The 21,137-nt window shown below is 43.6% G+C and carries 21 protein-coding genes; 8 read left to right on the forward strand and 13 right to left on the reverse strand.

What is annotated here, in order from left to right; all coding sequences use genetic code 11:
* Positions 1-43 precede the first annotated feature (43 nt).
* From DQN58_RS05495 to sucD, 6 genes are all read left to right on the forward strand, one after another.
* Positions 44-604, forward strand: a complete 561-nt coding sequence (locus tag DQN58_RS05495; protein ID WP_006717545.1) for a YcbK family protein — start codon at positions 44-46, stop codon at positions 602-604.
* Between the two features lie 68 nt (positions 605-672).
* Complete coding sequence (locus DQN58_RS05500; protein WP_006717548.1) at positions 673-1,314, forward strand: MBL fold metallo-hydrolase; 642 nt, start codon at positions 673-675, stop codon at positions 1,312-1,314.
* A gap of 221 nt (positions 1,315-1,535) precedes the next feature.
* Positions 1,536-4,340: a 2-oxoglutarate dehydrogenase E1 component gene (gene sucA / locus DQN58_RS05505; RefSeq protein ID WP_006717549.1), complete on the forward strand. Its 2,805-nt coding sequence runs from the start codon at positions 1,536-1,538 to the stop codon at positions 4,338-4,340.
* Between the two features lie 118 nt (positions 4,341-4,458).
* Positions 4,459-5,664 (forward strand): 2-oxoglutarate dehydrogenase complex dihydrolipoyllysine-residue succinyltransferase, encoded by a 1,206-nt coding sequence (odhB, locus tag DQN58_RS05510; protein WP_006717551.1) that lies wholly within the window; start codon positions 4,459-4,461, stop codon positions 5,662-5,664.
* Positions 5,665-5,750: 86 nt separating this feature from the next.
* Complete coding sequence (gene sucC, locus DQN58_RS05515) at positions 5,751-6,920, forward strand: ADP-forming succinate--CoA ligase subunit beta (protein WP_006717553.1); 1,170 nt, start codon at positions 5,751-5,753, stop codon at positions 6,918-6,920.
* Positions 6,921-6,931: 11 nt separating this feature from the next.
* On the forward strand, positions 6,932-7,804 hold the full coding sequence (gene sucD / locus DQN58_RS05520) for a succinate--CoA ligase subunit alpha (protein WP_006717554.1): 873 nt from the start codon (positions 6,932-6,934) through the stop codon (positions 7,802-7,804).
* Between the two features lie 79 nt (positions 7,805-7,883).
* Here the strand turns inward: sucD and prmB are convergent, their stop codons facing one another.
* Positions 7,884-8,834 carry a 50S ribosomal protein L3 N(5)-glutamine methyltransferase gene (prmB, locus tag DQN58_RS05525; RefSeq protein WP_006717557.1) on the reverse strand — a complete coding sequence of 317 codons (951 nt, stop codon included), beginning with the start codon at positions 8,832-8,834 and terminating at the stop codon, positions 7,884-7,886.
* Between the two features lie 62 nt (positions 8,835-8,896).
* Between prmB and smrB the strand changes: the two genes are divergently transcribed.
* Positions 8,897-9,403 (forward strand): endonuclease SmrB, encoded by a 507-nt coding sequence (gene smrB, locus DQN58_RS05530; protein ID WP_006717559.1) that lies wholly within the window; start codon positions 8,897-8,899, stop codon positions 9,401-9,403.
* Here the strand turns inward: smrB and yccS are convergent.
* From yccS to DQN58_RS05550, 4 genes are all read right to left on the reverse strand, one after another.
* Positions 9,400-11,541, reverse strand: coding sequence for a YccS family putative transporter (yccS, locus tag DQN58_RS05535; RefSeq protein WP_006717562.1), 2,142 nt, complete (start codon positions 11,539-11,541; stop codon positions 9,400-9,402). The two genes, smrB and yccS, sit on opposite strands and share 4 nt — an antisense overlap.
* A gap of 22 nt (positions 11,542-11,563) precedes the next feature.
* On the reverse strand, positions 11,564-12,019 hold the full coding sequence (locus DQN58_RS05540; RefSeq protein ID WP_006717565.1) for a YccF domain-containing protein: 456 nt from the start codon (positions 12,017-12,019) through the stop codon (positions 11,564-11,566).
* Positions 12,020-12,027: 8 nt separating this feature from the next.
* The gene (gene mgsA / locus DQN58_RS05545; RefSeq protein WP_006717566.1) at positions 12,028-12,486 is read right to left on the reverse strand and encodes a methylglyoxal synthase; all 459 of its coding nucleotides are present in this window, start codon (positions 12,484-12,486) and stop codon (positions 12,028-12,030) included.
* A gap of 73 nt (positions 12,487-12,559) precedes the next feature.
* Positions 12,560-13,234: a curli polymerization inhibitor CsgI-related protein gene (locus DQN58_RS05550; RefSeq protein WP_032997807.1), complete on the reverse strand. Its 675-nt coding sequence runs from the start codon at positions 13,232-13,234 to the stop codon at positions 12,560-12,562.
* Positions 13,235-13,390: 156 nt separating this feature from the next.
* Here DQN58_RS05550 and DQN58_RS05555 point away from each other — a divergent pair, with 156 nt between their 5' ends.
* Positions 13,391-13,663 (forward strand): acylphosphatase, encoded by a 273-nt coding sequence (locus DQN58_RS05555; RefSeq protein ID WP_006717571.1) that lies wholly within the window; start codon positions 13,391-13,393, stop codon positions 13,661-13,663.
* Here DQN58_RS05555 and DQN58_RS05560 read toward each other — a convergent pair.
* From DQN58_RS05560 to DQN58_RS05595, 8 genes are all read right to left on the reverse strand, one after another.
* Positions 13,638-14,486, reverse strand: a complete 849-nt coding sequence (locus tag DQN58_RS05560; RefSeq protein ID WP_006717573.1) for a metal ABC transporter permease — start codon at positions 14,484-14,486, stop codon at positions 13,638-13,640. The genes DQN58_RS05555 and DQN58_RS05560 overlap by 26 nt on opposite strands.
* Positions 14,483-15,340, reverse strand: a complete 858-nt coding sequence (afeC, locus tag DQN58_RS05565; RefSeq protein WP_006717575.1) for an iron ABC transporter permease subunit AfeC — start codon at positions 15,338-15,340, stop codon at positions 14,483-14,485. Before afeC ends, DQN58_RS05560 begins: the two co-directional genes overlap by 4 nt.
* Positions 15,340-16,230, reverse strand: a complete 891-nt coding sequence (afeB, locus tag DQN58_RS05570) for an ironABC transporter ATP-binding protein AfeB (protein ID WP_006717577.1) — start codon at positions 16,228-16,230, stop codon at positions 15,340-15,342. Before afeB ends, afeC begins: the two co-directional genes overlap by 1 nt.
* The gene (afeA, locus tag DQN58_RS05575) at positions 16,230-17,111 is read right to left on the reverse strand and encodes an iron ABC transporter substrate-binding protein AfeA (RefSeq protein WP_006717578.1); all 882 of its coding nucleotides are present in this window, start codon (positions 17,109-17,111) and stop codon (positions 16,230-16,232) included. Before afeA ends, afeB begins: the two co-directional genes overlap by 1 nt.
* Before the next feature lie 100 nt (positions 17,112-17,211).
* A complete protein-coding gene (locus tag DQN58_RS05580; protein WP_006717581.1) occupies positions 17,212-17,541 on the reverse strand; it encodes a TusE/DsrC/DsvC family sulfur relay protein in 330 nt (109 codons plus the stop codon).
* Positions 17,542-17,625: 84 nt separating this feature from the next.
* Positions 17,626-18,288 (reverse strand): Bax inhibitor-1 family protein, encoded by a 663-nt coding sequence (locus DQN58_RS05585; RefSeq protein WP_006717583.1) that lies wholly within the window; start codon positions 18,286-18,288, stop codon positions 17,626-17,628.
* 375 nt (positions 18,289-18,663) lie between these two features.
* Positions 18,664-20,328, reverse strand: coding sequence for a PTS transporter subunit IIBC (locus DQN58_RS05590; RefSeq protein ID WP_006717584.1), 1,665 nt, complete (start codon positions 20,326-20,328; stop codon positions 18,664-18,666).
* 10 nt (positions 20,329-20,338) lie between these two features.
* A complete protein-coding gene (locus tag DQN58_RS05595; protein WP_006717586.1) occupies positions 20,339-21,130 on the reverse strand; it encodes an endonuclease/exonuclease/phosphatase family protein in 792 nt (263 codons plus the stop codon).
* Between the last annotated feature and the right edge of the window lie 7 nt (positions 21,131-21,137).

Below are 21,137 nucleotides of genomic sequence, written 5' to 3' on the forward strand. Positions count from 1 at the left end.
TTAATCAAGTAAGCGGATTGTTATCATATTTAGGAAATACATAATGAGTCATATTAACCATGGTCGACGTAAATGGTTATCGCTAGGAGGAATTGTATTAGGCGCTTCACTTTTGCCGAATACGGTTTTAGCGGCTGTATCAACGCCAAAACCACGCCTACTAAGTTTTCGTAACATTAATACCGGTGAGAAACTGAGTGCAGAATTTGCGCTTGGACGTGGTTTCAGTAATGCCACGTTGCGATTATTAGACCACCTTCTACGTGATAAGCGTACCAATCAGGTTCATCGAATGGACCCAAATCTTTTTACCAAATTCTATAAGGTGCAGCAAAATCTCGGCTTACGCAACACGGAAATTCAAATTATTTGTGGTTATCGTTCTGCTGCCAGCAATGCGGCAATGCATCGTCGTAGCCGTGGAGTTGCAAGTAATAGCTATCATATTCGTGGACAAGCCATTGATTTTCGCATTGATGGCATTCCGTTAGCGAAAGTACGTGATGCGGTTGATGCGCTACAAAATGGTGGTGTTGGCTTTTATCCACGCAGTAATTTTGTGCACATGGATACCGGCCCGGTGCGTACTTGGCGCGGTAGTTAGTAAAAACATCTGATATTTAGACCGCACTTTTGTGCGGTTTTTTTACCGAAAAATATGGCGAGTATCGTATGAACATTGAAATTATCCCTGTAACGACATTTCAACAAAATTGTTCTTTAATTTGGGATGATGAAAAAAAAGCGGCAATTATTGATCCGGGTGGCGAAGCGGAAAAACTGATTAAACGGATTGAAGAACTTGGGTTGAATTTACAAGTGATTTTATTAACTCACGGCCATTTAGACCATGTGGGGGCGGCAGAAAAATTAAAACAGCATTTTAATGTCCAAATTTGGGGGTCTAATTCGCAAGATGATTATTGGTTTAAAAACTTGCCACAACAGTCAGAAAAATTTGGCATGCTGTTTGAGGTGTCTGCTTTTGAACCGGATCGTTGGTTAAATCAGGAAGGTGAAACGCTCAATATCGGTGATTTCACGTTTGAGGTTTTACACTTGCCGGGACACACGCCAGGGCATATCGGTTTTATTGAACATCAAAAACGTATTGCTTTTACCGGTGATGTGTTGTTCAAAAATGGCATTGGACGCACGGATTTCCCGGGAGGCAGTTATGAAGAGATTCTGTCGTCTATTCGCAATAAATTATACCCTTTGGGGGATGATATGATTGTGGTACCCGGGCATGGGCCTTATACCACTATTGGTGAAGAAAAACGAACCAACCCTTATGTCAAAGCGAGCGAGTAAATTACCTCTTTAATTTTTTAGAAAGTGCGGTGAGAAATGAAAATATTTTCACTGCTCTTTTTTTACACAAAAGTTAATTTTTTGTAAAAATTCAAACCTAGATCACAGTATCAAATGAATGCTTTTGGCATAATGCAAGCATTCAAAGCGCAGAAAATTCTTCTGTATTTTATTTACCGTTACGTTGTTTGTTAGCGTATTTAAATCTTAAGGTGGTATGTATGCAGCATTCTTTACATGAATGGCTCTCCTCCAGTGCACTAGGTGGGGCAAATCAGTCTTATATTGAGGATCTTTATGAAAGTTATCTTGAAGACCCGAACAGTGTGGATGCCAGTTGGCAGGAAATTTTTAAAACGCTGCCAAAATCCACCGCACTTGAGCAACCCCATTCAACGGTGCGCGATTATTTCCGCCGTTTAGCGCGAGAAAATCATGGGCAGAGCGTGACCGTGATTGATCCGGAAGCGAGCGCCAAATTAGTCAAAGTTTTACAATTCATTAACGCATACCGTTCTCGTGGTTACATTGAAGCCACACTCGACCCTCTCAATTATTACCGTTGGAAAACTTCCTCGGTGCCTGAATTAGACTATCACCAACATGGATTAACCGACGCTGATCTGGACGAAAGTTTCAATATTGACTATGCCGTTTATGGCAAAGAAAGCATGAAACTGCGTGATTTAGCCCGCGACTTGAAAGCGACCTATTGTGGCAATATTGGGCTGGAGTTTATGCACATTCATGATATGGAACAGCGTAATTGGTTGCAAAGTAAACAAGAAAAATGGATTCAACAGCCACTTTTCACTAAAGACGAAAAAATCAATTTGTTGAAAGAATTAACGGCAGCGGATGGCTTAGAGCGTTACTTAGGCGCGAAATTCCCAGGCGCGAAACGTTTCTCGTTGGAAGGAAGCGATGCGTTTATTCCGATGATGAAAGAGATTATTCGTCACGCCAGTCGTAACGGTATGGACGATGTGGTCTTGGGCATGGCTCACCGTGGTCGTCTAAATATGTTGGTTAACGTGTTTGGTAAACGCCCGAGCGACTTGTTTGATGAATTTGCCGGTAAACACGCGGAAGATAATCGCACCGGTGATGTGAAATATCACCAAGGTTTCTCCTCCGATTTTGCGGTAGATGATAAAAAAGTACATTTGACACTTGCCTTTAACCCGTCTCACTTAGAAATTGTGAGCCCGGTTGTGATTGGCTCCGTCCGCGCAAGACAAACCCGTAAACAAGACACCGAACATAACAAAGTGTTGGCGGTAACGGTGCACGGTGACTCCGCAGTTACCGGTCAAGGTATTGTGCAAGAAACTTTGAATATGTCTAATGCACGGGGTTATAAAGTGGGCGGCACGATTCGTATTGTGATCAATAACCAAATCGGTTTCACCACCTCTAACCCGAACGATACTCGTTCTACCGAGTTTTGTACTGATATCGCCAAAATGATTCAGGCGCCGATTATTCATGTGAACGGCGATGATCCGGAGGCCGTTGCTTTTGCTGCCCGTATGGCGGTGGAATATCGTGCGGTCTTTAAGCGAGATATTTTCATTGATTTGATTTCCTATCGCCGTCATGGTCATAACGAAGCAGATGAACCGTTGGCCACTCAGCCGATGATGTATGGCATTATCAAAAAACATCCAACACCACCGAAAGTATACGCCAATCGTTTAATTCAAGAAGGCGTGATTACGGAAGAAGATGCTACTGAAATTTCCAATTTATACCGCGATGCCTTGGATAATGGCGAATGTGTCGTGCCGGAATGGCGTGCGATGGATATGGCAAAAGTGGACTGGTTGCAGTATCTCAACTATGACTGGACAGCGCCGTATGAAAGCAAATTCCCGGAAGAGCGGTTTAAAACCTTAGCAAAACGTGTATCTCACTATCCGGATTATGTGCAACCGCACCCTCGTGTTGAAAAAATCTATGCCGACCGCCAAGAAATGGGGCGAGGCGAAAAATTATTAGACTGGGGGATGGCGGAAACCATGGCGTACGCCACCTTGTTGGATGAAGGCATTCATGTGCGTCTATCCGGTGAAGATGCCGGTCGTGGTACGTTCTTCCATCGTCATGCCGTTGTACATAACCAAAAAGACGGTACCAGCTATGTGCCATTGACCCAATTACACGCCAATCAAGGTCGCTTTGAAGTATGGGATTCCGTTTTAACCGAAGAAGGGGTGCTTGCCTTTGAATATGGTTATGCCACCACGGATCCGAAAACTTTAACCATTTGGGAAGCGCAGTTTGGTGATTTCGCCAACGGGGCGCAAATCGTGATTGACCAATTCATCAGCTCCGGCGAACAAAAATGGGGCAGAATGTGTGGCTTAGTGATGTTGCTACCACACGGTTACGAAGGACAAGGCCCGGAACACTCATCTGCCCGTTTAGAGCGTTATTTGCAACTTTGTGCACAACAAAATATGCAAGTTTGTGTGCCTACAACGCCGGCGCAGGTGTATCACATGTTACGTCGCCAAGCTATTCGTAAAATGCGCCGTCCGTTGATTGGTATTTCACCGAAATCCTTGCTACGTCATCCGCTAGCGGTGTCCAGTATGGATGAATTGCTTAACGGCACATTCCAAACGGTCATTGGTGAAATTGACAACCTTGACCCGAAAAATGTGAAACGTGTGGTGATGTGTGTCGGTAAAGTGTATTACGATTTATTGGAACAACGCCGTAAAAATGAACAGGATAACGTGGCTATCATTCGTATTGAGCAACTTTATCCGTTCCCGCATGACGATGTGAAAGCCGCTTTAGCGCCTTATTCACATGTAACGGATTTTGTATGGTGTCAAGAAGAGCCACTGAACCAAGGGGCTTGGTATTGTAGTAAACATAACTTTGAGGCTGTGATTCCGGACAATGCCAAATTGTCTTATGCCGGTCGCCCGGCTTCTGCTTCACCGGCGGTAGGTTATTTGTCATTGCATGCCAAACAGCAAAAACAATTGGTGGAAGATGCATTGACTCTTTAATCCGTTAAAGTGCGGTGTGTTTTTCGTTTGTTTTAAAAAACACCCTAAAAAACGACCGCACTTTATGCTTAACAACATTGATACTTAGCTAAATGAATACAAAAAAAGGAATGAAATTATGACTATTGAAATTCTTGTCCCGGATTTGCCCGAGTCGGTTGCTGATGCAACAGTCGCTACTTGGCATAAAAAAGCAGGCGATGCGGTGAAACGCGATGAAGTGATTGTGGAAATTGAAACAGACAAAGTGGTGCTTGAAGTACCGGCGCAAGCAGATGGCGTGATCAGTGAAATCGTGCAGGATGAAGGTGCCACAGTGGTGAGCAAGCAGTTGTTGGGTAAATTGGAAGCTTCCGCAACAGCCGCTGCAGCAGCCATGGAAAAAACGGCAGAACCGACACCGGCGGATCGTCGCACCGAAGTGCCGGATGAGCCTCATAGCACGGATGCGTTAAGTCCGGGAGTTCGTCGTTTATTGGCGGAACACGATATTCAAGCTTCCGAGGTGAAAGGCACCGGTGTGGGCGGTCGTATTACCCGCGAAGACGTTGAAGCGGTTATCGCAAAACGTGCAGCAGCGCCTAAACCAGCAGAAACAACAGTCAGCACAATGGCATATTCCGCACGCAGTGAAAAACGCGTGCCGATGACCCGTTTACGTAAACGTATTGCAGAGCGTTTGTTGGAAGCTAAAAATAATACGGCGATGTTAACTACGTTCAATGAAGTGGATATGAAACCGATCATGAATTTGCGTAAACAATACGGTGAAAAATTTGAAAAACAACACGGCGTACGTTTAGGTTTTATGTCTTTCTACATCAAAGCCGTGGTGGAAGCCTTGAAACGTTATCCGGAAGTGAATGCCTCCATTGACGGTGACGATGTGGTTTATCACAATTATTTTGACGTGAGTATTGCGGTTTCCACGCCACGTGGTTTGGTGACCCCGGTGTTGCGTGATTGCGACAACCTTTCTATGGCAGACATTGAAAAATCGATTAAAGCCTTAGCGGAAAAAGGACGTGATGGTAAGTTAACCGTGGAAGATTTAACCGGCGGTAACTTTACGATTACCAATGGTGGTGTGTTTGGTTCTTTGATGTCCACCCCAATTATCAACCCACCGCAAAGCGCGATTTTGGGTATGCACGCCATTAAAGAGCGTCCGGTTGCTGTGGATGGTCAAGTGGTGATTCGTCCAATGATGTATTTGGCATTAAGTTATGACCACCGTTTAATTGATGGCCGTGAGTCTGTCGGTTTCTTGGTCACCGTGAAAGAATTGTTGGAAGACCCAACAAGATTATTGCTAGAAATCTAAAGAAAGAAGAACCGCGTGTGCGTAAGACAGGCGGTTCTTTGTTTCAACAGACGATAAAAATTAGGGCATTTAACAGAGGATTTTCTATGAATCTACATGAATATCAAAGTAAGCAAGTTTTTGCCGAATACAAATTGCCGGTGGGCAAAGGCATTGCCTGTAAAACCGCAGATGAAGCGGCAGAGGCGATTAAACAGTTAGACGGTGATGTTTGGGTGGCGAAATGTCAAGTGCATGCCGGTGGACGTGGTAAAGCGGGTGGCGTGAAACTTGTACGCAACGAAGCGGAAGTCAGAGAGTTTGCGAATAAATGGTTAGGGCAACGCTTGGTCACTTTCCAAACGGATGCTAATGGTCAGCCGGTAAACACGATTTATGTAGAAGAAGGCTCACAAATTGAACGTGAATTGTATCTAGGCGCGGTGCTCGATCGTGCTTCTCAACGTGTTGTGTTCATGGTGTCCACTGAGGGTGGAATGAATATTGAAGAAGTCGCGGCAAAAACACCGCACTTATTACACAAAATGGCGATTGATCCGCTTACCGGTGGTATGCCATATCAAGGGCGTGAGCTGGCGTTTAAATTGGGTTTAAAAGGCGATCAAGTGAAACAATTTGCCCATATTTTTACCCAAATGGCAAAAATGTTCGTCGAAAGAGATTTGTCCTTATTAGAAGTGAATCCGCTGGTAGTCACCAAAGAAGGCAATCTCCTTTGTTTAGATGCCAAAATCGTGGTGGATGGCAATGCGTTATATCGTCAGCCGGCTTTAGCGGCAATGCAAGATCCAAGCCAAGAAGACCCGCGCGAAGCCCTAGCGGAAAGTTTCCAGCTTAACTATGTGGCATTAGACGGCAATATTGGTTGCATGGTGAACGGCGCAGGGCTTGCCATGGGGACTATGGATATTGTGAAGTTACACGGCGGTCAACCGGCGAACTTCTTAGATGTGGGCGGCGGTGCAACCAAAGAACGTGTTGCGGAAGCCTTTAAAATCATCCTTTCTGATAAAAATGTAAAAGCGGTACTCGTCAATATTTTCGGTGGCATTGTACGCTGCGATCTGATTGCTGAAGGGATTGTAGCGGCTGTGAACGAAGTGGGTGTCAACGTGCCGGTGGTGGTGCGTTTAGAAGGTAATAATGCCCCGTTAGGCCGTGAAATTTTAGCGAAGAGCGGTTTGAATATTATTGCTGCCCAAACGTTGACTGATGCGGCGGTAGAGTCGGTGAAAGCGGCAAAGGCTAACGCATAAGGAGCAATAGCATGTCAATTTTAATTAATAAAGATACAAAAGTGATTTGCCAAGGTTTCACCGGCGGTCAAGGTACATTCCACTCCGAACAAGCATTAGCTTATGGCACTAAACTGGTGGGGGGCGTTTCACCAAATAAAGGTGGCACGACCCATTTAGGATTGCCTGTGTTTGACACCGTACGCGATGCAGTCGAGGCAACCGGTGCCACAGCAACGGTGATTTATGTGCCGGCGCCGGGCTGTAAAGATGCGATTTTAGAGGCCATTGATGCCGGGATTAAATTGATTATTTGTATCACCGAAGGCATCCCAACCTTGGATATGCTGGTGGTGAAACAACGCTTGAACCAAACCGGTGTACGCATGATTGGGCCAAACTGTCCGGGCGTGATTACACCGGAAGAATGCAAAATCGGCATCATGCCGGGCAACATTCATAAAAAAGGAAAAATTGGCATTGTTTCTCGCTCAGGCACGTTGACATATGAAGCCGTGAAACAAACCACTGACGAAGGTTTGGGCCAATCCACTTGTGTGGGTATCGGCGGCGATCCAATCCCCGGTTCCAATTTTGTGGATATTTTGAAACTATTCCAAGAGGATCCGCAAACGGAAGCTATTGTCATGATCGGCGAAATTGGCGGTTCAGCCGAGGAAGAGGCAGCGGCATTTATTAAAGAACATGTGACCAAACCGGTAGTGAGCTACATTGCCGGCGTGACGGCGCCGAAAGGCAAACGAATGGGGCATGCTGGTGCCATTATCAGTGGCGGAAAAGGGACTGCCGATGAAAAATTCGCAGCACTGGAAGCCGCCGGTGTGAAAACCGTGAGAAGTTTGGCAGAAATCGGTTCAGCGTTGAGAGCAATGTTGAATAAATAATTGGGCAGAGCTAAAAAGTGCGGTCGGTTTTAAAAACGTTTTTAAAATAGGCCGCACTTTTTCTTTTTATTATTTCCGCTTATTGAAACACATGTTGATGTTCAAGCAATTGGGCTTTGGTTAAGGCGAATACGCCCACGCCGCCATTGGCAAGTTCAAGCCAGTTAAACGGCACTTGTGGGAATTGTTCAATTAAATGCACCATGCTGTTACCAACTTCGCAGACTAATACGCCATCGTCAGCTAAGTAATTCGGCGCTAGACGTAGGATTTCTTTGGTGATAGTTAACCCATCATTGCCGGAGCCAAGAGCCATTTCCGGTTCGTAGTGAAATTCCTCCGGCATATCGGAGAGATCTTCTAGATCTACATAAGGTGGGTTAGTGACAATGAGATCGTACTGTTCTTCCAATAAACGGGAGAATAAATCCGACTGAATCGGGAAGACACGATGAGTTAAATTGTGGCGTTCAATGTTGATTTCGGCAACATTCAATGCATCAAAAGAGAGGTCAACAGCATCCACATCTGCTTCAGGGAAGCGCTCCGCACAGGCGATGGCAATACAGCCGCTGCCGGTACACATATCTAAAATGCGTTGCGGTTCACGCGTTAATAAGCCGGCGAACCCTTGTTCAATCAAGGCGCTGATGGGAGAGCGAGGAACGATCACGCGTTCATCCACATAAAATTCTAAGCCGCAGAACCAAGCACGGTGAATTAAGTAGGCGACAGGAATGCGTTTTTCAATGCGGATGATAACCAAACGGATGATTTCAAGCTTTTCTGCCGTCGTGAGTCGAGTGTCATACAATTCGCTTGGGAAATCAGCAGGGAGGTGAAGGGTGGTTAAGACCAATTGTTGTGCTTCATCCCAAGCATTGTCGTAGCCGTGTCCGTAGTAAATGTCGGCACGATTGAAGGTACTGTAGCACCAACGTAGAAAATCTTTGATCGTGTGTAGTTCTTCTTGTACGTTGGCGGAATAAATATCGTCAATAAGTTCCTGATTGAAGGTAATTTGGTTCATGATTTGCTCGTATCAATGTTAAAATTGCGCGTAGTTATACCATATTTGAGATAGGAAACGAAATGTTAGATGAGGAAGCAATTTCCCTGTTTCGTGCTGAAATGAAAGGCGTGAAACCGTTAAAACAGGATACTTTTGTGGCTGCACGCCCCCATAAAAAGAAAGCACTGGCAACGATAAAAGAACAGCGTGAACAACAAGACACGTTATTTTATTTTTCTGATGAATATGAGCCGTTATTAAATGAGGAAAGTGCGGTCAAATATTTGCGTGAAAATGAAGATTCCCATTTGTTGAAACAATTACGGCGTGGCGATTTTTCACCGGAGATTTTTTTAGATTTGCATGGCTTAACACGTGAACAGGCAAAATTAGAGCTGGCGGCATTAATTCAAACCTGCGAGAAAGAACATCTTTATTGTGCCAGCGTGATGACAGGTTATGGCACTTATACGTTAAAACGCCAGATTCCCCGTTGGTTAGTACAACATCCGAAAGTACGGGCATTGCACCAAGCCCCAAAAGAATGGGGCGGTGAAGCGGCTATTCTGATCTTGATTGATGTCTAGCAACATTTCTGAATGGCTTGGTAAAGCAGCGGTAAAATTTGATTGATCATGCTGAGTTGCTGCATTGGAATGTGTGCTTGCAGCTGTGCCGCTTTATTATTTTTTTCAAAATGGCTTTGAGCCTGTTTCAAACTCACTTCAATATTATTGTGCAACGTCTCAAACTGTGTTGGTGTCAGTTGCTCAATATTTTCTAGGATATGAATGATTTTCTTCGCAGCAGGATAGAATTCCGCTAAAAAGAAGGTGCTTTGTTGCATTTGTTTCATTTTGCTGCGGTAGGCGCCCAGCGTAGAAATGTAACTAAGCAGAGAATAGTTAATTTTTAAAAGCTCAAATCCCGCCTGTAAATGCGCCTGATATTTTTTCGGCTCATGGTTCATATTGGAGATGGTAGCACTTAATGCCGAGGCATATTCATGGGCATAACGACGGGCAATGCGGTATTTCAAGTTATCGCCTTTGCCGAACTGTAATTGACTGACAATATACAGCAAATATTGGGCATCGCTTTTGATTGCCTGACGGCTGACTTTATCCAACTGCAAATATTTCCAATCCGGCCATAAGTAAGACACGGCAAACCAAGAAATGGTCGCGCCGATCAGCGTGTCAATCACACGGGAATAAAGTGCTTGTTCCACATTAAAGCCCATCACATCAAAGCTGAAAATAACCTGTAAGGTAATGAAGAAAGTGGAAAAGCTGTAATTATTGGTACGGAAAAAGAAAAACAGGGTGCTGGTGAGCACGATTAAGCCTAATTGTAATTCCAGTGTCGGATTCGCATAAGGCAGAAGCGAGGCAATAATCACACCGAGAATCGTGCCGATAATTCGCTGTTTTAGACGCAGTTTAGTCGCTGTGTAGTTGGGCTGACAAACAAAAACAGCGGTTAATAAAACCCAATACGCCCGATCTAACGGCAAAAATTCGCCGATGGTGCAACAAATAAACACCACAATCGACAAACGCACCGCATGACGAAACAGTTGTGAATTGAAATTAAAGTGGCTACGCAGGGCAAGTAGGATATTTTTAAAACCGGTTATTTGTTCTGTATAAATTTGTGCCGTATCCGTTTGTTCTAATTCATTCACTTCTTGATCAATATGGCGTAATTGGTAGTCAACGCTTTTTAAATTATCCAGTAATGTTTGGAGATTAATGAGGTTTTCGGTTTCTTCGATATGGCTATTGCTATAAAGCTCGAAAGATTGATTTAGCCCGTTAATGGCTTTTTCTAAACGCAGGTCATAACGGTAGGTTTTATTTTGTTGCAAGCTTAGCGCAATATCACGGCAAGCTTGGGCTTGGAGTTCCAGTAAGCGTTGAATACGAAAAATTAAATCGGTATTTTTCAGGTGTTCCGCAAGGGTTTGGTAATCAAAATGATTAGAGCTGATGCGCTCATGAATATCTTGAGCGGAGAAATAATAGCGAATCATTTTAGTTGTGCGGCTGTGGCGATGCTGCCCCCGAATACGATAAAAAAGTGCGGTGCGTGAATCATTAAATGCACTGATCAACACGCTGTTTTTCATCGCCATAGCAATGTGTTTATTGTCAATTTGCTCAATATCGTCGGGATCGAAAAACGTTGATTTAACATCGAGGTAATTGGCGAGGGCAAGAAAGGATTTGGCAACGCTTTCTTGCACCGGGCGATTCGGAAAAAATAAATGCACACATAATGTGGTGATGCTGTAAAGCAAGGTGCCGCAAAGAATCATCAGCGGATTCATATACCACACAGTTTCCGGCAAATACGTCAATGTGGTGTATAGCGCCACGACCAACGTGCCGAACGCGATGGTGCTATAACGTTGTCCGATGGCACCAATCATGGTGAAAACAAAGGTCATCGCCGTCATCAACAACATAAATTGGAAATTATGGTTGATGCTCAGTTGCACGCTGATGGTAGAAACGGAAAACGCGAGCAGCGTATAAAGCACGTTCTTGATTCGACCGGTTAATCGGTTATCTAAATCGACCAAACCGCCTGCAATAATGCCTAATACCAAGGGCATACTTTGTTCGGAAATATCAAAATACCAAATGGCAATCACCGCCAAATTGACAGCGATAAAAATCGGAATGGAGGCGATAACTTTTGCATTGAACCAGCTATGCATGCTTGACCTTTGACGTGGTGAATTATTGATAAAAACGCTGATATTTTTCTGCAGCTTGTCGGCGAATCAGGTCAGCCATTTCTTTCGGAATGACCCGTTGTCCGACCGGAAATAACGCAATTCTGGCGATATGGAAATTCGCCAAGCCGGTTGGGATGCCGATGATGGTTAGACATTGAGAAATGCCACAAAAAACATGGGCAAGAAACAACCACCACCCGAAAAGAATGAACCAGACAACATTGAGTAACGATCCGAGGGAATTTCCCACCGCACTTTTAGGTTCCAAATACTTCACATGAATCAAATCGTTGCCGAAGGGAACCAATGACATTTTACAAATTTCCCAACAGCTTCGAGTATAAGGCAATGTGACGATCAACACGGCACTCATAAGGGTAGCGAATAACCACCCTAACGTTGTTGCGAAACCGCCAAGGACAAAGTTGAGAATATTGAGAATCAGGCTTAAATTCATAGCAATATCTATTTTAAGCGTTCGTTTAAATAACCTTGATAGTCAGGAATACGAATATCGCAGGTGTCATTAAAGAGTGGTGAAGAAACCAGAAAATCGGCACTTGCCATATTCATTGCAACAGGAATATTCCAAACGGTGGCAATACGCATCAATGCTTTGACATCGGGATCATGCGGCACGGCATTCATCGGGTCCCAGAAGAAAATCATTAAATCAATTTTGTTTTCAGCGATTAACCCACCGAGTTGTTGATCCCCGCCCATAGGGCCACTGAGCAAGCTATTGACGGTCAAACCGGTTTCACGATGAATAAGATTCCCTGTGGTGCCGGTGCCATAGAGCGTGTGGTTTGCTAAGAAAGTGCGGTGGGTTTTACACCAGTTTATCAGATCGGCTTTACAGTGATCGTGTGCGACTAAAGCGATATGTTTATTGACGGGTAGAGTGCGATAAGTTGTTTGCATGGTGACTCCTAAATAAAAAGTGAGCGGGCAGGCTCACTTTTTGGATATAAATGAATTGGCATAGAACACCGAATTATTTTTGTTTTTTCGCCCAATCAATGAAACGTGTTTGTGTTTCTTTATCGGCTTGTTGATACCAATATTGCAACATTTGTTCCGCCACGTTTTCACCTTGTAATGTTACTTTGCCTTTGTTTACTTTACCGGTTGCAGCAGGACCGCCAACGACTACCGCTGTTGCAGCTGAGGTGGTGATTGTTGCTAAAGAAGGTAAAGAGGCCGGTGCGCCAGACGCGTTATATTCGTTTAAGTCTTTGATAAGGTTCATGCCCGGGAATAAACCTTCTTGTTTTAAGTATTCTTGTTTATTTTCTACGTTGTGACCGGATTGAGTTTTTACGCTAATCACAGGAGATTGTTTGAAGTTACTTACATCACGTTCATTTTGTAAACGTGGGGCTGAAATTACGATATCTTCACTTGAACCTTGGAATGTCACAACAATCGGATCAGATTCGAATAAGGAGCGATCGGAACCCACTTGAGTAATTTCGGATACACGAACAACAACTTGGTGTTTTTGTGTATCGTTGATATTAAATGCGTTAGTTTCTTTCAATAAAGATTTGTTTGCTTTTTGACCGTCAATGGCTAAAAAATCAATATTAGATGAGCTGGTTACCATGCCGGCAAAGCTCGCCGTACTGGCTAAAAGTGTTGCAGTTAAGACAGCAAAACGAAATTTCATATTTACTCCTGTTTTGAAGGACATTCATTAAAATTAGATGACACTTTATGGAATAAAGCGTAGTTTGTATGCTATTCCAAATTGGGAAAAATGAAAATAGAAAATTGTATTTAAGCGCTAGTTTTTTGTTTTTATTCAATTTTAAGGGGAAATTGTATGGTCAAAAAACGTTTTTGTGTTCACGGTTATGTGCAAGGCGTTGGGGTTCGTTATTTTACGTGGAAACAAGCGCTGAAGATCGGCGTAACCGGCTTTGTGCGTAATCTTGCCGACGGCTCCGTTGAGGTGGTCGCCGTCGGTTCGGAAAGTCAAATTGACACATTAAACGCTTGGTTGCAACATGGTCCCTGCACTGCCATCGTAAATAACGTATTGGTGGAAGATTATCTTGGCGACAAAGAATTTACGGCGTTTCAAGTGCTACACTGAAACGCAGTTTGATTTTGCTATAAATAAGTGCGGTTAAAAATACCGCCGCTTGTAACAAAATAATGCAAGGACCTGTGGCGCCATCAATATGGTAGCTAATAATCGTTCCGAAGATACTGGTGCTGATAGAGGTTGCCAAGGCAATGACAATCATATGATCAAAGCGCTTGCTTAAAATAAATGCGGTAATGCCGGGGGAAATAAGCATCGCAACGACTAAGATTACGCCGACTACTTGCATGGCACTGACGATGGTTAACGCGAGAAGAATCAGTAAACTGTAATGCAAGAGTCGAGGCGATAAGCCAACGATTTTGGCTTGCGTAGCATCAAAACAATAAAGTAAAAAATCTTTTCGACGTAAAAAAACAACCCCAAAAACGACCGCACTGATGACTAGCGTTTGCAACATTTCTGCATCGCTCACGCCAAGCAAATTACCAAATAAAATATGGGTTAAATGTTGATCCGTTTCAATTTTGCTAAACAAGACAATCCCGAGCGCAAACATCCCTGAAAAGACAATGCCCATGGCGGTATCTTCTTTGATTCGGCTATTTTCTTTTAAATATCCCACACAGACAGAACAGAGCAATCCGGCGACAAAGGCACCGATGGTTAAAGGCAAACTCAACCAGAAAGCCACCACAATGCCCGGCAGAACAGCATGCGAAATCGCATCCCCCATCAACGACCAACCTTTCAACACTAAATAGCAGGAGAGCATGGCGCAAATAATGGAGACTAATAACGCCGTGATTAATGCGTTTTGCATAAACGGATAGGCAAAAGGCTCGGTGAACCATTGATAAATAGCGTTCATTGTTGCACCTCTTCTTTCGTTATTGGTTTACGCTGGCGAATTAAGCCGTATTTTGGCGAGAAAATAAAAGCCAATAGGAAAAGTGCGGTCTGAATACAAACAATAACGCCACCCGTTGCGCCATCTAAGAAATAACTGATATACACGCCAATCGCGCTGGAAAGAATGCCTAGAATAACGGCAATCATGGCAAGTGTTTTAAAACGATCAGTAAGCAAATAAGCGGTGGCGCCCGGTGTGATCACCATGGCGATGACTAAAATCGCACCAACGGTTTGTAATGCGGCGACGACACAAGCACTGAGTAACGTAAAAAACAGCACTTTGTAATAAATTGGTGTGAGTCCTACGGAAGTGGCATGGACTTCATCAAAGAAAATTAATAACAGATCTTTCCAAAAAATGAGTAATAAAATCAGACTGATGCCAATGATGATTGCCACTTGAAGAATATCTTCATCTGCAATACCTAGGATGTTACCTAACACAATATCTTGCACATTGACGGAGGTTGGGTTGAGGGAAATGATCAACAGACCAAGCGCAAAAAATGTCGTAAAAATGAAGCCGATAACCGCATCTTCCCGCAGTTTGGTAATGGATTTCACCCATAAAATAGACACGGCAGCTAAGATACCGGAAAAAAAAGCGCCGAGAGCATAAGGCAGAGAAAGCGCATAAGCGATGGCAACACCGGGAACAACTGAATGGGAAAGGGCATCACCAATGAGGGACCATCCTTTCAGCATTAGGTAAGCTGACAAGAAAGCACAAACGCCTCCCACGGCAGAACTGAGCAAAATGGCTTTCACCATATAATCATAGGAAAAAGGTTCCAGTAAGAGCGCTAGCATTAGGATTTTTCCTCTGATTTGCACTGTCTCACAATCGGTGCTGGAGGATCGACTTTGGTTTTACCATAGAACACCGCCGCTCGCTCATCATCGGTAAGTACGGTGACTGCGCGCGGATCTTCATCATCGTGTAGGTCTGTACCGAGCAATTTAATGTGACGCAATACGCCACCAAAGACGAGTTCTAAGTTATGTTGGTTAAACGTGGTTTCTGTCGAGCCGGCCGCAATGACGGTGCGATTAATCATCACCACCTGGTCACAGAAATCCGGTACTGCTCCCAAGTTGTGGGTAGAAACCAAAATGAGATGACCTTCGCTACGTAATTGCCCAAGTAAATCGACAATGGCATTTTCTGTTTGCACATCAACGCCGGTAAAAGGTTCATCCAGTAAAATAATCTTACTTTGTTGAGCAAGCGCACGAGCTAAAAATACGCGCTTTTTCTGTCCGCCGGAAAGTTCGCCAATTTGACGATGGGCAAGGTGTTCAATGTTCACCCGTTGCATGGCTTCTTGCACTTTTTGCTTATCGGTTTCACTTGGGCGGCGCAGGAAATTCATATAGCCGTAGCGTCCCATGAGTACCACATCATAAACAGACACCGGGAATTGCCAGTCCACTTCTTCCGATTGAGGCACATAAGAGACCAAGTTTTGTTTTAATGCCTGTTTTATTGGCAAATGACACAACGTAATATTGCCTCGTTGTGGATGAATCAATCCCATTAGGCTTTTAAACAAGGTTGATTTTCCGCTTCCATTTACGCCCACGAGGGCACAGGTGGTGCCGCCTTCTAAACGAAAGGTGACATCATGGATGGCGGTGTGGCCGTTGTTATAGCGAACCGTGACATCTTCAACACAGATCGAGGCAATATTCGATGACATTATTTTTCAAATCCTTTTGCGATAGTAGAAACGGTCGTGTTCAACAAATCGATATAGGTTGGTACCGGCCCTTTTTTGTTGGAAAGAGAATCCACATAAAGTACGCCGCCGTATTTTGCGCCGGTTTCTTTCGCGACTTGTTTTGCCGGTTTAGGTGAAATAGTACTTTCACTGAATACAACCGGAATGTTGTTGGCTTTAACGGTTTCAATCACTTTGCGAACCTGTTGTGGCGTACCTTGTTGTTCTGCGTTAATCGGCCATAAATAGGCTTCTTTAAAACCATAGTCACGGGTGAGATAGCTGAAAGCGCCTTCACTGGTGACCAACCAACGTTGAACTTCCGGCACTTGTGCTAATTTTTCGCGAAGCGGTTTATCCAACGCTTTGATTTTTTGTGCATAAAGTGCGGCATTTTTTTCGTATGTTTCTTTATTTTGTGGATCGTATTTTACCAACGCATTTTTAATGTTCTCAATATAAATCAATGCATTGGAAGGGGACATCCAAGCGTGCGGATTTGGGTTGCCGGTATAAGGACCTTCATTAATAGACATTGGCTCGATACCCTCAGTCACAACAACCGCCGGTTTATCTTTCACGTTTTGGAAGAATTTTTCAAACCAACGTTCAAGGTTTAAACCGTTCCATAATACGAGGTCGGCAGATTGGGCTTTCACGATGTCTTTTGGGGTTGGCTCATAATCGTGAATTTCTGCTCCCGGTTTGGTGATTGATTCCACGGTAGCCGCATCACCGGCGATATTTTGTGCCATGTCTTGAATGATGGTGAAGGTGGTAACGACTTTAAATTTTGCATAAGCCAAGCTAGAGCCTAAACTTAATGCAAGTACACTGATTAATGTTGCGAGTAAACGCATGTTTTTCTCCTTAGAAAAGTTTTAGTTATAAAATAACAACATAAGTTGCGGGGATGATTATATTCTTTTATTTTTTAAATGCAAATAATTCGCAAATATCTTATAAGCATTTTGCCGGTTTGGGTAACCCGGCTAATTTGGTTGCTTGTTTTGCCGGGCCTTCGGGGAACAAACGTTGTAAATAACGGCTGTTGCCTTTATCTTCACCGAGTTTTTGTGCTGTGGCTTTTACCAACATACGAATAGCCGGTGAGGTTTTGTATTCCTGATAAAACGCCCGCACAAAATGAATGATTTCCCAGTGAGCGTCAGTTAATTCCAAATTCTCTAATTTCGCAATAGCTTGCGCGACTTCAACATCCCAATCATCAATATTGAGCAAATAACCCGAAGCATCGGTTTCAATATGTTTATTATTGACTTCAAGCATGATAATAACCTTAGTATTTATGAGGACGGATTATATAAAAACGCCCCAAAAAAGGGGCGTTGAATTTATCTATCAAATTAATAATTAATCTCTAGAAGAGAAGAATGAAAGTAAGTTTAACAAACTGATAAACAGGTTGTAGATAGACACAAATAAGCTGACCGTTGCACGAATGTAGTTGGTTTCACCACCGTGAATGATGTTACTGGTTTCATACAAAATTCCCATGGTGGAGAAAATCACGAACAGCGCACTAATTCCTACATAAAGGGCCGGGAATTGGAAGAAGAAACTCGCGACCATGCCAAGTAATAACACCACGAATAAGGCTAGAATCGTGCCGGATAAGAAAGACATGTCTTTCTTCGTAGTTAAGACATAAGCGGAGCAAGCGAAGAAAGTTGCTGCGGTGCCGGCTAACGCTAACACGATAGCATCACCCAAACCAGCGCTCACATAGGCATTTAAAATTGGCCCTACGGTGTAGCCTAAGAAACCGGTGAAGGCAAAGGCAGATAAAATCCCTAATGCGCTATTTGCTAAGGCATTGGTTAAGAAAAGCAGCCCATAGAAACCCACAAGCATGATGATAAGCCCCGGTCTTGGTAAATTCATCGCCATAGATACATAAGCTACCACAGCGGAAAAGGCTAATGTTAACGCTAACAAGAAATAGGTGTTACGCAACACTTTGTGCGTGCTAAGTAACGATTCTTCTCTGCTGTCAACAATAATACGAGATTGCATAAAAACTCCTTTAAATTTAAAGAAAATAAGCGGTTATAACGTTGCTGTAAGGTAAGGGCAGAGGGGAGAAAAGTCAATTATTACAAGGAAAATATTTTTTGCTGATGGATGATTAAAAGTGAAAGACAGAAAAGTGCGGTTGTTTTATTTGCAATTTAGCAAAACCGATTTGTTTATTTTGAACCTGTCGGTAATCCGGCATCTCAAAGATATTGAGTTTTATTCCTGACGTTTTTACATTTCAAAAATATGCTCAAAACCCACCGCACTTTCTTTTCATCAAAATAAAAAGCTGAACCTCTTTCGAGATTCAGCTTTTCTTTTGGGGTTAGATCATTTTAACCGCTCTTTTGGTTTATCTATGTTTGCATATTGTTACATTTTCGGAATTTCAACGCCTGAAGAGAGTAGGTCTTGAATATCCGATTTCAGTACATCAGCTTTTGGCCCGTAAATAGCTTGAATGCCTGTGCCTTTAACAATGAAACCCATTGCGCCTGCTTGTTTCCAAGCCGCTGCATCGCCCACTAATTCAGGATTATGCACAGTGATGCGTAAACGGGTCATACAAGCATCCACCTCGGCAATATTGTTGCGACCACCGAGAAGATTGATGATTTGCACCACTTGTGCACTGGCATTAGCGACTTTTTTCTCCTCAGCAGGGGCTTCGTCAGTGCCTTTTGCATCGTAGTTGCCGTTGCGACCGGCGGTGGCTAAGTTGAGTTTCTTAATCATGAAATTCGCAATTAAGAAGGCCGCGACCGCAAACACACCGGATACCCAAATGAAGTTGATGAGATCCATGCCGATGCCCGCTTTAATTGCCATTGGGGTACGGGTTAAAAACTCAATGTTACCGAATGAGTGAACGCGTAAGTTCACAATATCCGCCATGGCAAATGCACAACCTTGGATAACCGCATAAACAAGGTAAAGCGGTAGCGCAACGAACATAAACATATATTCGATCGGTTCTGTTACGCCGGTTAAGAACACGGCAAGAGCAGAAGAAAGGAAAATCCCTTTGTAGATGGTTTTTTTATCCTGATCAACGTTTACGTACATGGCGAGTGTAATTCCCATTAGAATACCGCTTGAGCCGATCATTTGGCCCACTTTAAAGCGCGCCGGTGTCACTGTTGAGAGGAGCTCGTTATATTGCGTCATATTGCCCGCATCTTTCAGGTTGATTAAATCACTGATCCAAGCGAGCCATAACGGGTCTTGTCCGAATACTTGTTTGCCTTGTTGCATACCGGTTAAGAATTCATAGGTGCCGCCCAATGAGGTGTAGTTCATCGGAATGGTGAGCATATGGTGTAAACCGAAAGGCAGTAAAAGACGTTCTAATGTGCCGTAAACAAAAGGCGCAAGGATAGGCGCGGAGTCTTGTGAGTTGGCAATCCATTCACCGAAATGATTGATCCCGGTTTGCACTACCGGCCAGAACACCGCCAACACTAACGACACTAAAACGGAACGATAAATCACCACAAATGGCACAAAGCGTTTACCGTTAAAGAAGGTAAGTACTTCAGGCAGTTTGCGGAAATTATAGTAGCTATTAAAGGTAGTTGCCCCTACAAAACCGGCGATGATCCCTACAAAAACGCCCATATTTAATGCAGGTTGTCCGAGAATATTCACAAAGTAGTTAGCCACCGGAATGTCGCCTGCCAAGATGGTGCTGACGTGGGCATTCGGATCGGTCAACATTTCAATTTTTACGCCGAAGAAATGACCGGTAATTAAGTTGATTAAAATAAAGGCAAGACCTGCGGCAAACGCACCACCTGCACGCTCATTCGCCCAACTACCACCAATGGCTAGAGCAAATAACAAATGCAGGTTGCCAATAATGCCCCAACCGATTTGCGCGATAATATTACCCACGCGCGCCAGCCATTCGACATCGCTAATTAACGGTAATGAGTTACCGATACTTACCATCAAACCTGCGGCAGGCATCACGGCAATCACCACCATCAGGCATTTGCCGAATTTTTGCCAAAATTCAAAACTGAGCAATTTTTTCATGTATGTTCTCCTACAATGTAAGCTCGACTTCCAAACCGAAATGGTCGGAAACTACCGGTTTATTTTTGCCATTAAAAACCACCTGACTCGATAAAACCCTTTTTGTTTGATTTAAAAAAATATAGTCTAAGCGTTTTTCTTCACTGTGGCCTTTCCAGCCATCAATTGCTTTTTCAACAGTAATCCCGCTATCTTTTTGTTCCGCCATCTCAAAAGTATCAAGTAAACCGAGAGATTTGATTTTCTGATAAGCGTTTGGATCGCTGATTGCATCCGTATTGAAATCGCCCATCAAAATTTTAAGGTTTTGGCTTTGGCTGCGCTCCACGATATTGAGAATGTTGTCCAGTTGATTTTCACCCGCGCAATTCGGCAAGTTGATATGGCAGGAATAACAATCTACAAGTTGACCTTCATATTCCACGGTTAAGCCAAGGATTTTGCGTGAGAGGATAGAATCGAGGCGCTGATGTTGGCTGCAATAAAATGCATCCACTTCATAAACCGGCAAGCGGGTTAAAAAGGCGATACCTTCGTCATATTTATCGTAGCCAATATGCGAATTGCTCCAAAATAGCGAATATTTTTGCCTTGCCCGTTGATTGATTTTATTCAGTAACACAACACCATAGTTATCTTGCTTTAATGCTTGTGAAATCGCGGGCGCTGACATTAATTGGTTCACCTCTTGTAGGGCAACGATGTCGTAGCCCTTTTCAACAATGGTGTCGGCAATAATGTCGATTTTTTCCGCTTGGTTATCTTCTAACCAAGCGTGTACGTTGAGGGTGAGTAGTTTCATACGTTCC

This window comes from Aggregatibacter segnis ATCC 33393, from assembly GCF_900476035.1.
GTDB classification, from domain to species: Bacteria; Pseudomonadota; Gammaproteobacteria; order Enterobacterales; family Pasteurellaceae; genus Aggregatibacter; species Aggregatibacter segnis.